Consider the following 12,251-nt stretch of genomic DNA (forward strand, 5'->3'; position numbering starts at 1 on the left):
GCTAATCCCCCAACTCTTTGCCGATCACGGTTACAAGTTCATGGGTGGTATCGCAGCCATGTTCCCAGTACATGATCCCCAGAAGGCCGGCCTCCTTTACATAGCGGCATTTCAGGGCAATGGCCTCTGGGTTTTCGTAGCTGATGAAACTGCTGCCGTTCCATAAATAGGCCGCTTGCGCGTCTTTATCCCAATATCTGGTATATCCATGCTGGGCGATAAACTGCTTGGTGATGTCGCTGTACCGCGGGCCGCCCTCGCCGCCGGTTTGGGCGGGCTGGCAGAGGCCGTTGTTTTTGTCCTCGACCCCGGACCATTGCCGGGAATAGAACGCCGCGCCAATGACGATCTTCTCCAAGGGGACGCCGGCTTGGTGGAACATGGCCACCATGTCTACGGTGTTCAGGCCGCTGTTGTCGCCTGCCCCGGCCCGCAGGGCGGCGTGGTGCCCGGCCTGGCGGGTAAAGCCGCTGCGCATATCATAGGTCATGATCTGCACATAATCTACCAGTTGGGCAACCTTGTCCATTTCGGTATCCCGTACAAAATAGGCCCCGGCCCCTGCGGCAATCGACAAGCTGCGGGGGCCGATTTTGTCCCGCAATGCCTGGAGCAGCAGGGTGAAGTTTTCCCTGTCCCGCGGGTCATGGTCAATGCCGGCCTGGCCGTTACAGGGATACTCCCAATCGATATCAATACCGTCAAGCCCGTACCGCTCCGCCGTTTCCAGGCAGGACTGGGCGAACGCTTCCCGCCCGGCTGCGGTCATGGCCATGGTGGAGAACCCGCCCGCGCCCCAGCCCCCCACCGAGAGGATGATTTTGATTTCCGGGTTCCACGCCCGGAAGGTTTCGATTAAGCCCATATGGGTGAGCCCGGAGATGTCCAACAGGCCGTCTTTCACCAGGCCAAAGGCCAGGTTGATGTGGGTCAGGCAATGCAGGTCCTCTTTGGTAAAAACGGTAAGGCCCTCGTTCATGGCGTAAGCCAACGCGTATTTTTTCATTCTGGTACATCCTTTCTTTGGGTTTGTATTACCGGTGCGCAACTCTCCCGCACCACAAGTTCTGGCCGGTAGCCAAGGGGTTTGCACGCCTGGGAACCGCCCATAACTGCCAGCAGGGAATTGATGACAAAGCGCCCGAAACGGCTGTTGTGCTGGTCTATGCTGGTGAGCCGGGGTACAAAAAAGCCCGCGTCAAAGAACTGGTCGCAGCTTATAACGGACACATCCCCCGGCACGGCCAGGCCGGCATCAGCCAGCGCCCGGTAGGCCCCCAAGGCGACGCTGTCGTTCATGGCCAGCAGGGCGGTAAAGGGGTTCCCCCGCCCCAACAGCCAGTGGACGGCTTCATACCCGTCCGGCGCGTAGTAGTCGGAGGGGGCGACCAGCGCCCGGTCGTAGGGGAGGGAGAGGGCAGAGAGGGCATCCGCATAGGCTGCCAAACGGGCCTCTGTAATGCCGACCCCTTCCTCGCCGCCTACAAAGGCGATACGCCGGTGCCCAAGGGAAACCAGATAGTTTACCGCCGCAAGCACGCCCAGGCCCCGCTCTCGTTGGATAAAAAGGCACTTTGCCCCCGGTATGGGATCCCCGATAACAACCGTGGGGACTGCGGCTGCAAGCCGGGACAGGGCCTGGCGGTAGTTTCTGCCCACGTCCATCAAATCGGCCTGGCCGCCTGCCACGATGACGCCGTCCACGGCCTTATCCAGCATGGTCTGGAAAGCCGCCAACTCCCGGTGGGCCAGCTCGACGGGGCCCGCGGCCCGGAAACCGGTATTGCACAGCAGCACCGAATAGCCGGCAGAGCGGGCGGCGGTTTCCATCTCCCGGAACATGGAGGCAAAATAGGGGTTGGCGATGTCCGGCAATATGACCCCCAAAGTCATGGTACAGTGGCAGGCAAGGCCCCTGGCCAGGGCGTTTGGGGTATAGTTGTGCCGGGCCATCACGGCCTGGACCCGCGCCCGGGTGGATTCCGCTACGGGCGCGGTACCGTTTAGCACCCGGGATACCGTGGCGATGGACACGCCGCTCTCCTGGGCGATTTGCTTGATTGTGATTGTGCTCATCCTGCCGCCCCCTTGCTGGGAGTAGTATAGCAGAAAATGAAAGGGGTTTCAATACAAAAAACCTGTTATGCCAAAGAAAGGGCAGAACCACAAAAAATGCGGGCAGAATCTTGTGGAAGTCACCCACTTGAAATGAAAACGTTTTCAATATACACTCATACTAACTGTTTTGACACCCAGGAGGTAAGGACATATGGATTTGGGATTTGAACGTGAATTGCGGGAAAGCCTGTTTGTACACCGGCCGCTGCCCCTGCACCGGGAACACAGCCTGGAGGCGGCTTTCCCCCACAAGCACGTAACGGCAAAGCGGGCGCTGTGCAGCGCCTTTCGGCCCGGTTTTCCCCGGCGGGAGGGCGTTGCCCGGCTTACGCATGGATCCGGCTTGATTCGGATGACCGCCCCATTGCGCGCCAGCCAATGGCCAAAGGGCGCCCCGGAGGACGGGGACTACTGCAATTTTGGTACGGCGGGCATGGTGTTTGACCTGGAGCGGGAGGATTGGCGGGGGTTTAACCGCTTGCGGTTTTGGGTGCGGCCCCAAATCCACGGTGGGCGGATCCTGCACCTAAACGTGTCTATTGTTAACCAGGGGGCAGAGCCTGTACCCGACCCCTACTTCCGGGAGGGGGCCACGGTCTTTGACTTGGAGAACGGCGGTTGGCAGGCGTGTATATGGGAGTTTGCGGCCATGCCCAGGGACGCGGTTACGGGGCTGCGTTTCTATGTGTTTTGCAGCGGCCATGACGTTTCCGCGGGGGAAAGCCTCTGCTACGAGTTTAAAGACATCTGCCTGGAACAGGTGGAGGCCCCGGAGCATGAATGGGGCTGGGAAAATCCCAACCCGGGCATCCGGCTTTCCAGCGCCGGGTATTTCCCCGGCGGTAAAAAGACGGCCGTTACCGCCGGGGCAGGGGAGCGGTTCCGGCTGGTGGAGGCGGACAGCGGCCGGGAGGTTTTCTCCGGGCCGGTGGAGTGGGTGGAGAACCCGCGCGGCTGTTTTGAGGTGCTGGACTTCTCTGCCTTTACCGCGCCCGGACGCTATATGCTGCAAAGCGGGGGCTTAGAAAGCCCGGCCTTTGCAATCAGCGGCACGCTCCGGGAGGAGGCCCTTTGGAAGGCGGTCAACTTCTTTTACTGCCAGCGCTGCGGGTTCCCGGTGCCGGGGAAACACAGTACCTGCCACCAGGACATCCTGGCCCGCCACAACGGCGTGGCGGTGAGTTATGCAGGCGGCTGGCACGACGCAGGGGACCAGTCCCAGCAGTCGGCCCAGACCGGGGAGATTGTGCAGGCCCTGTTTGAGAACGCCAACCGGGTGGAGAAGGGCAGTATGCTCTACCTCCGGCTGATGGAAGAGGCCCAATGGGGGCTGGATTTTATCCTGCGCACCCGGTTTGGGGACGGTTTTAGGGCCACCAGCGCCGGGGCGACCAGGGTGACGGACGGCCTGATGGGGAACTTTGACGATGTGGAGGCCAGGGTACATGACCACGCCTTTGAAAACTTCCTGCTTGCCGGTGTGGAGGCCTATGCGGCCGGGGCCCTGCAAGGCTATGACAAGGGCCTTGCAGTATGCGCCTTGAAAGCCGCCAGGGAGGACTTTGGGTTTGCGGAGAAGAAATTCGCCCTGGCCGGCGTAGACCCGGCCCATATGTATGAACATACCTATAACAGCGGGCTGTCCCAGTATTATGCGGTAATGGTTTGGGCAGCGAGCTGCCTGTTTGAAGTGACTGAAGAGGACGGCTATGCCAAGACGGCCCGGCAATACGCCGGTAAGCTGCTCGCCTGCCAGGAGCAGGGGCAGGCGGGGATAGGGTTGACCGGCTTTTTCTACCGGGACGAGAGCCACCAAACCATCGTACACTTTAACCATCAGGCGCGGGAACATCAATTTATGCAGGCATTGGAGGCAATATGCCGTACCCAGCCGACGGCAGAGGAGCGACCCCTTTGGGAAGCTGCCATGGAACGATACGGGGGGTATCTCAAGGCCATTGCGGGAAACACCGCGCCCTACGGGATGTTGCCGGCCGGGGTACATAAGCGGGACGAATGGCAGGATCGGGAACTCTTCCCGTACCTGCACGTGACGTGCGATTATGACCGGGAGCGGGAAAACTACCGGGAGCAGTTGGCGGCGGGTACGCCTGTGGGGGAAGGCTATGTGCTGCGGAACTTCCCTGTGTGGTTTTCCTTCCGGGGGAACGGGGCCGTGTTGCTTTCTATGGGCAAAGCGGCGGGGATTGTGGGGAGATACTGCAAAGACCCGGACCTGACCCAGATGGCGAAGGAGCAGCTTTACTGGATGTGGGGCAAGAACCCGTTTGGCCAGTCGCTGGTATACGGGATGGGCAGGAATTACTGCCGGCAATATGCCGTGCTTACCGGGGAAAGCGTGGGTGAAGTGCCGGTGGGTGTGGAAACCCTGGGCAACGGGGACTTACCCTATTGGCCGCAAAACAACAACGCTGCCTTCCGGGAGGTATGGGTGGGGGCTGCCTGCCGGTACTTGCAGGTATGCGCGGAACTACATGAGGAGGATGGGGGATGAACCGGTTGGAATATCAGGAACTACGGGGGGCGCCGGCCGGGAAACGCCAATGCCCGGCGGGCGTTTGGAAAGTTTACCAGGCCGTGGCCCGAAGGCATGGGGGCGGCGGTTTCGAGGGAGGATTAGACAGTGACTTGTGAAACGACCTATATCGGTGTGGATTTGGGCGGCACCAGCTTGAAATTGGCAGAAGTGGACCGGGCAGGGAAATTGCTCCGCCAGTGCTGCTGCCCTTCCGGGAGGCTGGGCCATCAGGAGGCGTGGGCAAGTATTTCCCGTGCGTTGGACCGGTTCCTGCCGGGGGCGTACGGCACGCCTGCGGCCATTGGGCTGGGGCTGGTGGGCCGGGTGGACGGGGAGCGGGGGCTGTGGTTGGAGATCGACCACGACCGGCCCGGCGAGCTTGCGCTACGGAGCATATTGGAGAGCAAATACGGCCTGCCCTGCTTTATGGACAATGACGTGCGCAGCGCTGCCAGGGCGGAGTGGCTGTTCGGCAAGGGGAGGGGGCTGGAAAACTGGGTGTATATCAATGTGGGGACCGGGATTGCCGCGGCAACCTGATAACCGGGGGGCACTGTAACGCCGGGGAGGTAGGGCACTCTGCGTCAGGGATAGGGTTCCATGCCCCCTGTGCCTGCGGGCGCCCGGACTGTGTGGAACCAGTGGCCTCCGGCCTGGGCTTTGACACCAGAGCCCGGATTCTGGCAGCGGATTACCCCGGCACCTGCCTGCCTATCCCGGCGGGAGGGCGGGTCAGCCCGGAGGCGGTGTTCTCCCTGTACGGCAGCGACCCGCTTTGCCGGAGATTGGCAGATAACGCGGCCCAGGCGCTGGCGAACCTTATCATGAACCTGGTACGGTTCTGCGACCCGGAGGCGGTTATTTTGGGGGGCGGGGTGATGACGGGCGGTTTCCTATATGAAAAAATGTTGGAAAGGCTGTACCCCTACACGGTGCGGTATGTGACCGGGGGCGTGGTGCTGACAGGGCTTACCCCCCAAACGGTGGGCCTGCTGGGCGCCTGTGCCAACGGGATTTGTGGAATGGAGGAGAAACGATGAAGATCATTATTTCGAAAAACGAGCGGGCATTTGATGTGATGGCCGCCTGGGAGATCATTGGGCAGATCATGAAAAAGCCGGATTCAGTTATTGGACTTTCCACCGGGCAGACCACCAAAAATATGCACGGGATTGTCAGCGACATATACCGCCAGTACCCCTTTGATACCAGCGGCGTGACCCTGTTCAATGTGGATGAACTGACCAACCTTCCCCGGTCTTACGCAGGCTGCTGCTATACCATGATTTGGGAGCAGATTGCCGGCCCTTTGGGCATCCCGGCGGAGCGGTTTATCATGCCCAACACCATGGCGGCGGATTACCCGGCGGAGTGCCGGGCTTTTCAGGCGGCCCTGGAGAGCCGGGGCGGGATCGACCTGCAAATGCTGGGGCTGGGCTATAACGGCCATATCGGCATCAACCAGCCCGGCACGCCCTTTGCCAGTGAAACCTGGGTATCCCCCATGGACCCGGTGTTTGAGGCGCGGGTGCGCCGGGAAACAGGGGTGGGGCCGGCGCATACATTGGGGGGACTGACTTTGGGCATCCGCACCATTATGCACGCCAGAAAGATCATGCTGGTGGCAAAGGGCGCGCATAAGGCGGAAATGGTGCGGCAAATGCTGCGGGGGCCGGTGACGGAGGATATCCCGGCGTCGGTTTTGCAACTGCACCCTAATTGCACCTTTTTGCTGGACGCGGATGCAGCCGAATATGTGAAAGATATGGCGTGAGGATAAAATATGCTGAAAATCGGTTTTGCGGACTTTTATCTCGACAACTGGCACGCCAACCATTATCCTCAGTTCTTAAGGGAGGCGGCCGCCCGGTGGGGGCACGACGTGCAAATCACCCAGGCCTTTGGCATATGGGACCGGCCCCCGGCAGGCGGCGTTGACACGGGCCGGTGGTGCCGGGAGAGGAACATTGCCCCTGCCGGGAGCATGGAGGAACTGGTTGACAGGGTGGATGCCGTGATGGTTATTGCGGCGGATGATTCCGCCAGGCATGAACAGGTGGCGGAACTGCCCCTGAAAAGCGGCAAGCCGGTGTTTGTGGATAAGACCTTTGCCCACAATTTGGAGGCGGGGAAACGGATGTTCGCGCTGGCGGAGGAGCACAAAACGCCAGTATTCTCCTCCTCTGCCCAGCGGTATTGCCAGGATATCCTGGACTGGCAGAAGGAGCACCCAAGTTGGCGCAGCCAGGTTGGACGGCCCCGGTTTGTTTCTACCGTGGGGCCGCACTCCCTAGACCATTACGCGGTGCACCAGTTGGAGCCCATTGTGGCGCTGATGGGCGTTGGCGTAAAGCGGTTGAAGGCGTTTGCGGTGGGGAGCCAGGTGACGCAACTGATCCTTGACTATGGGGACGGGAGATTGGCAAGCTTTACGCAGAGCCCGCAGCCTTACGCGGAGTTCAACTTTATGGTTTCTGACGGAGAAACAGGGAAACGGCTGGTGAGCGATGACGGGAACTTCTACCACAATCTGATGAAGGCCATTCTGGATTTCTTTGTACATGGGATATGCCCGGTGGCAAAGGAAGAAACCCTGGAGATTCTGGCAATGATTGATACGGCCCGGAAAGCCAGGCGGCAGCCGGACGTCTGGTTCCCCGTTACCTATTGAGGGGCGGTTGGAGAAACGGCATGGGTGGGGGAATGCCGTCTTTATTATGCCGGACGGGGCTTAAGCGATAGCGCCCCTTGTTTACTGACGGGAACCCAAGCCGCGATCATCTGGTCATAGCCCTTCCCGACGGAGGCATAGTCTGCCAGCCGCAGTTGGCGGCCGTTTTGCAGCGCGATGGTAAAGGCCTGCTGGGCCTCAAAAGGCACCTCCGTAAGGGGGAGAGGCTGGGGGTCAAGGGGGGTGCTGAGGTCTAAGGGGGCGGACAGGCTGTTCTGGGGGAACTCCGCAGAAACTGCCAGCACCACCGGCCCACGGACAAACGCCAGGGAGGGCGGGAGTTTGCCGCTGCCCTCCCCCAACTGCCAGGAGCAGGCAGCCTCCACAGCCATGGGGAGGCGCAGGCAGATCCTGTCCCCGCTATGCCAGAGCCGTTCCAGCCGCAGCCAACCAGAGGCGGCTGGGACGGCTTTCCCGTTTACCTGGGCCTTGGGGGCAGCGCACCAGTTGGGGACGCGCAAAGCCAATTCAAATGGTTCCGGTTCATCCAGGGACAAATCCAGGGTTATGGACTCGCCCACAGGATAGGTTGTATCCATGCGAATGCCCAGCCGGTTGCCCTGGGGCGTGGAGAGGCACAGGGCGCCGGGGAAGTACAGGTTTACCGCCACACCTTGCCGGCTGTGGAAAGCGCTTGACTGGGCCGCGGCGCCCAGACCGGCCGCGCCGATGGCCGCGCAGCAGCCGTAAATGGTGTTGTCTGCTATAACCATGCGCCCGCCTACCGCCTGCCCACGGAAATCTGCCCGCAGGGGGCTGTAGCTGTCAAAGGGTAGCCAGCCGTGGGGAGAGAGGGGGTCATGGGAAACCTTACGGGTGTTGACGGCGCCCAGAAGGGCGTTATACAAAGAGCGCTCCATGGCATCGCCAAAAACAGGGTCGCCGGTAAAGCAGAGCACTTGGCCGCAGAGTTTCATCCAGGTTACTGTGACACAGGTTTCCTGCATAATGCCGGTGTAATGGGGGTCGGCCTGGCCCAGCCGGGCGTGGTCGAAGAGTTCGTGGGTGCACCCGGCGCTGCCGATGATGGTGATATCGGAGGCCAGCACCTGCCGGGTAAAGTTCACCACAGCCCGGCCCCACTTTTGCTCTCCGCTGGCCCGGACATATTCCAGTAGGCCCTCAAAACAGGACATCATCTCGTATGCTTTGGTAACCGGGTACTGCCAGGGGGCCAGCTTGTCTTCCAGGGCCAGTTCAAAGATATTGGCCGACTGTATGCCGCCAAGGCCCACGATGTAGCGCGCAAAGGCAAGATACTTTTCCTCGCCGGTCATGTTGTACAGCCTGACAACCGGTTCCAACAGCGAGGAGGAGTTGAGCCCTTCCCAGTGGCAACTGGCCTGGCGCAGGTCGGCCTTGCCCTGGCCGAAACGGGCCATGATGCAGTCTGCCTGGGCCTTGAGCGAGGCCAGCAGGGCAGCCTTCAGGCTGTCATCCCCGCAGATATCGTAAAAATACTCCATGCCCAGCAACACATACTTCCTGCCCCAAATATCCCAGCCCTGGAACTGGGCCTCCCGGCTGTAGGTAGAGAGCCTGCCGTCAGGCCCGGCGTTTTGGAGCATGGCCCGGACGGTGGTTTCCAACTGGCGGTACAGTTCCGGATCCTGGGTATAGGCCCAGACCATGCTTCCGCCCCGCATGAGTTTTCCCCAATACTCGCAGCGCCAACCCAGGTCCTGATCGTCGGCAGGGCGGGTGAACTGCTCGGCGAAACGGGCCCAGAGGGCGGCATCCAGCAGTTGGTGCTGTTGGATAAAGCGGACGGCCCGGTGAAAAGGGCCGGTGTAGGCAAAAGCGCCGGGGCCTGGGATGAAGAGCGCATCGGTAGACAGGCGGGGGGAGTAGGCGGAATATCCTGCTGTTAGGCGGTGGTAGTTTGACATGGGAAATTCTCCTTTTTGATGAAAAATAGTCTGGGGAGGACAGGGCCAAGGGGGTTGGGGGGATGGGCCAAAAGCCTTTTGTGGGCGCTTTATGAGGGGATTTGGGAGCCGCCCGCAATGGGGGTATGTGGCACGGCCGGTGAAGGGCCGGGTGACAGCGGATATTCGTCCCCCGCCTTGTGCCGGATGGCTTTTCTGTAGGCCGTGGGCGTCATCTGATACTTCCCGCGGAAGGCCCGGCTAAAATAGGCATGGTTGTGAAATCCGCAGTTCTCGGCGATATCGATGACTTTATAACTGGTTTCTGCCAACTGTTTTGCCGCCAACTCCAGACGGTAGCCGATCAGGTAGGCGTGGAAACTCTGCCCGGTAACGTCCTTGAACAGCTTCATAAAATAACTCTCTGAGAAACCGCAGCGGGCGGCTGCCTCCCGAACCGTACTTACCCGGTCATAGTGGCTTTGCACATAGTAGAAGGCGTTTTTCAAGCGGCTATAGGCGAGGCGGTTGCGATCTGCCTCTTCGGCGGAGGTACTGTGCCGGGTCATGGCGTAAAGGATCCGGAACAGGCCCGACTTGACCATCAACGCATAGGCGGAGCAGCTTTCTTCCCGATGGGCGATCAGGGCCAGGATACAGGGCGTTACGGCCCGGTTGAAAGCGGAGCCTGCCGGATGGAAACATTCCATCGCCCGCCGGCCATTGACAAAAGGGAGGACATATTTCTCATAGCAGGGGTCGCCCCCGGCACCCTGGAAAAGGGAGGGGGCAAAGAGGAGGTTGAAATAGTCCCCCTTTGCGGGGCCGGCCTGTTCGATGGAATGGACTGCATGGGGCAGGATGACCAGCAGGTCCCCGGCACGGAGCGTATAGGGCTGCCCCCATATGCTGGCCCGGAGGTTTCCGCAGTTGCAGTAGATCAGCTCAAAACTCTCGTGCCAATGCAGGGGAAAGGCGGAGAGCCAGTCCGGGATGCGGCCGTGGTAGACGCTGTAAGGGAAGGCGGGGCTACCATGTATCTTGGTTTCATGCAGGTCTGTTTGATCCATAGGCATCCCCCTAAAATAGGATTGTGTTAAAAATGTAGGAAGATATTGCAAGAATTCTACCATAGAAGAGCGTATAATGCAAGGGAATCTGTATTTTGATCTACAGGATCGGGATACACGGAACTTACATATGGAGGAGCGGCAATATGGAACTTGCGGCAATCAGGCACTTTGCGGACAAAACTTACTGCTACGCCCTGGAAAAGGGGCGCTTTCTCATCCGGCTGGAAACCAAACGGGGCGATATGGCCAGGGTACGCCTGCATACCCAGGAGAAATATCTTCCGGCCGGCCTTACCCGGCAGGTGCAGGACATGGAATTGGCCTGCGCGGACCGGTACCGGGACTATTACGAGGCGGTGGTCACCATCGACATGGTATGCCTCCGGTACTTTTTTGAAATGGAGGACGCCACCGGCCGGGTGCTGTACTATGGGGATCATGGATTTTATGAACAGTGCATCCAGGACGTGGGGCAGATGTTTGACTGCCCCCAGACACTTCGGGAGGAAGAGCGGTTCCTTTTGCCGGGCTGGGCAAGGAATAAGGTGATCTACCAGATTTTCCCCTCCCGGTTTGCCACAGACAAGGAAGTGCCCGAAGAGGTTTGGTACCAGGCGCCTATTGGCCATGCCGCCAATCTACAGGGTTCTTTGCGGGGCATTATAGATAGGCTGGACTATCTGTGTGAGCTGGGGGTGGGCATCTTATATATGACGCCGGTGTTCCGTTCCCGGTCCAGCCACAAATACGATATTGACGACTATTATGCCATTGACCCGTCTTTCGGCGATAAGGAGGATCTTAAGGAACTGGTTAGCAAAGCCCATAGCAGGGGGATGTACGTGATTTTGGACGGTGTATTTAACCATACTTCGGTCAACTTTTTCGCCTTTCGGGACTTAAAGGAGAAGGGGGAACAGTCTAAATACCGGGACTGGTACTATGTAAACAGTTTTCCCCTTACTGCCAAACGGGGGGAAAAGCCCAGCTATAAAACCTTTAGCTATGCGGGCGGGATGCCGAAACTGAACCTGCAAAACCGGGAGGCGGCGGATTTCGTCATTGATGTGGCTACGTATTGGATCAAAGCCTGCGATATTGACGGCTGGAGGCTGGACGTGGCGGATGAGATCAACCACGCTTTTTGGAAACGTTTCCGCCGGGCGGTAAAGGCAGTGAAACCGGAGGCACTGATTGTGGGGGAAATATGGCACTATGCAGGGGACTTCCTGGAGGGGGACGAGTGGGACAGCGTTATGAATTACCCGTTCTATTACGGGGTACAGGGCCTGGTTGCGGATGGGAGCCGGAACGCGTCGGCATTTCTGGGGGATTTGGGGTTCCTTCGGGGAAACCTGCACCGGGAACTGGAAGGGTACCTGTGGAACTTTATCGACACCCATGATACGGCCCGGTTCCGGCACACTGCGGGGAATGACCGTGGGAAACAGCGGCTGGCGGCAGCGATCCAACTCCTTTTGCCCGGAATGCCCATGATCTACTATGGGGATGAGGTGGGAATGGACGGGGGCGCCGACCCGGACTGCCGCCGGGGGATGCTGTGGGACAAGGCCCGGCAGGACCGGCATATACTGGCCTGGTACCGGAAACTCATCCGGCTGCGGCAGCAGGAACCTACCCTGACAGAGGGAAAGCTTGTGCGGCAGCACGCGGAGGACAGGAAAGGGCTGTTGGTTATAGAACGGCGGCTGGGCGGGCGGTGCGCTACCCTGGTTTTCCATGCCCAGGAGGGAAACGTCCCCCTGCCAGCGCTACGGGGGCGGCTGGACCAGATTACCGGGCAGGCGTTTTCGGGCAACTTGGGGGACTATGAGGTGGCCGTGTTTGTGGAAGGGGAGGCGGAAATATAGAGGATCCGCCTGGCCGCTGAAAAAACGGTTTCTGGGTGGAAATGGCACGGG

General features: G+C 59.8%; 9 protein-coding genes and 1 pseudogene. 6 read left to right on the top strand and 4 right to left on the bottom strand.

Annotation, left to right across the window (positions count from 1 at the left end; genetic code table 11):
* Nucleotide 1: 1 nt before the first annotated feature.
* Together U8U01_RS02180 and U8U01_RS02185 are read right to left on the bottom strand one after the other, a co-directional pair.
* Complete coding sequence (locus tag U8U01_RS02180; protein WP_322169668.1) at nucleotides 2-1,006, bottom strand: glycoside hydrolase family 18 protein; 1,005 nt, start codon at nucleotides 1,004-1,006, stop codon at nucleotides 2-4.
* Nucleotides 1,003-2,076 (bottom strand): LacI family DNA-binding transcriptional regulator, encoded by a 1,074-nt coding sequence (locus U8U01_RS02185; RefSeq protein ID WP_322169670.1) that lies wholly within the window; start codon nucleotides 2,074-2,076, stop codon nucleotides 1,003-1,005. The genes U8U01_RS02180 and U8U01_RS02185 overlap by 4 nt, the downstream gene beginning before the upstream one ends.
* 193 nt (nucleotides 2,077-2,269) lie before the next feature.
* On the opposite strand from U8U01_RS02185, the gene U8U01_RS02190 reads away from it, so the two are divergent.
* The 5 genes and pseudogenes from U8U01_RS02190 (at nucleotide 2,270) to U8U01_RS02210 (ending at nucleotide 7,328) form a co-directional block, all read left to right on the top strand.
* The gene (locus U8U01_RS02190) at nucleotides 2,270-4,633 is read left to right on the top strand and encodes a glycoside hydrolase family 9 protein (RefSeq protein ID WP_322169672.1); all 2,364 of its coding nucleotides are present in this window, start codon (nucleotides 2,270-2,272) and stop codon (nucleotides 4,631-4,633) included.
* Nucleotides 4,630-4,773, top strand: a complete 144-nt coding sequence (locus U8U01_RS02195) for a hypothetical protein (RefSeq protein ID WP_322169674.1) — start codon at nucleotides 4,630-4,632, stop codon at nucleotides 4,771-4,773. The genes U8U01_RS02190 and U8U01_RS02195 overlap by 4 nt, the downstream gene beginning before the upstream one ends.
* Nucleotides 4,774-4,825: 52 nt before the next feature.
* A pseudogene (locus tag U8U01_RS02200) lies at nucleotides 4,826-5,697 on the top strand (ROK family protein).
* Nucleotides 5,694-6,431, top strand: coding sequence for a 6-phosphogluconolactonase (locus tag U8U01_RS02205; RefSeq protein ID WP_322169675.1), 738 nt, complete (start codon nucleotides 5,694-5,696; stop codon nucleotides 6,429-6,431). The pseudogene U8U01_RS02200 and the gene U8U01_RS02205 overlap by 4 nt, the downstream one beginning before the upstream one ends.
* 9 nt (nucleotides 6,432-6,440) lie before the next feature.
* Nucleotides 6,441-7,328, top strand: a complete 888-nt coding sequence (locus U8U01_RS02210; protein ID WP_322169677.1) for a Gfo/Idh/MocA family protein — start codon at nucleotides 6,441-6,443, stop codon at nucleotides 7,326-7,328.
* Nucleotides 7,329-7,372: 44 nt separating this feature from the next.
* Here the strand turns inward: U8U01_RS02210 and U8U01_RS02215 are convergent, their stop codons facing one another.
* Nucleotides 7,373-9,277 carry a beta-L-arabinofuranosidase domain-containing protein gene (locus U8U01_RS02215; RefSeq protein WP_322169680.1) on the bottom strand — a complete coding sequence of 635 codons (1,905 nt, stop codon included), beginning with the start codon at nucleotides 9,275-9,277 and terminating at the stop codon, nucleotides 7,373-7,375.
* Between the two features lie 89 nt (nucleotides 9,278-9,366).
* Nucleotides 9,367-10,326 carry an AraC family transcriptional regulator gene (locus U8U01_RS02220; protein ID WP_322169682.1) on the bottom strand — a complete coding sequence of 320 codons (960 nt, stop codon included), beginning with the start codon at nucleotides 10,324-10,326 and terminating at the stop codon, nucleotides 9,367-9,369.
* A 146-nt stretch (nucleotides 10,327-10,472) separates the two neighbouring features.
* Here U8U01_RS02220 and U8U01_RS02225 point away from each other — a divergent pair, with 146 nt between their 5' ends.
* The gene (locus tag U8U01_RS02225) at nucleotides 10,473-12,200 is read left to right on the top strand and encodes an alpha amylase N-terminal ig-like domain-containing protein (RefSeq protein ID WP_322169685.1); all 1,728 of its coding nucleotides are present in this window, start codon (nucleotides 10,473-10,475) and stop codon (nucleotides 12,198-12,200) included.
* Nucleotides 12,201-12,251 lie beyond the last annotated feature (51 nt).

The organism is Acutalibacter caecimuris (assembly GCF_034335085.1).
GTDB classification, from domain to species: domain Bacteria; phylum Bacillota; class Clostridia; order Oscillospirales; family Acutalibacteraceae; genus Acutalibacter; species Acutalibacter caecimuris.

Bases quoted from the DNA above. Each gene is read 5' to 3' on its own strand.
- U8U01_RS02215 (WP_322169680.1), bottom strand. From the start codon at position 9,277: ATGTCAAACTACCACCGCCTAACAGCAGGATATTCCGCCTACTCCCCC.
- U8U01_RS02205 (WP_322169675.1), top strand. From the start codon at position 5,694: ATGAAGATCATTATTTCGAAAAACGAGCGGGCATTTGATGTGATGGCC.
- U8U01_RS02225 (WP_322169685.1), top strand. From the start codon at position 10,473: ATGGAACTTGCGGCAATCAGGCACTTTGCGGACAAAACTTACTGCTAC.
- U8U01_RS02220 (WP_322169682.1), bottom strand. From the start codon at position 10,326: ATGGATCAAACAGACCTGCATGAAACCAAGATACATGGTAGCCCCGCC.
- U8U01_RS02190 (WP_322169672.1), top strand. From the start codon at position 2,270: ATGGATTTGGGATTTGAACGTGAATTGCGGGAAAGCCTGTTTGTACAC.
- U8U01_RS02185 (WP_322169670.1), bottom strand. From the start codon at position 2,076: ATGAGCACAATCACAATCAAGCAAATCGCCCAGGAGAGCGGCGTGTCC.
- U8U01_RS02180 (WP_322169668.1), bottom strand. From the start codon at position 1,006: ATGAAAAAATACGCGTTGGCTTACGCCATGAACGAGGGCCTTACCGTT.
- U8U01_RS02195 (WP_322169674.1), top strand. From the start codon at position 4,630: ATGAACCGGTTGGAATATCAGGAACTACGGGGGGCGCCGGCCGGGAAA.
- U8U01_RS02210 (WP_322169677.1), top strand. From the start codon at position 6,441: ATGCTGAAAATCGGTTTTGCGGACTTTTATCTCGACAACTGGCACGCC.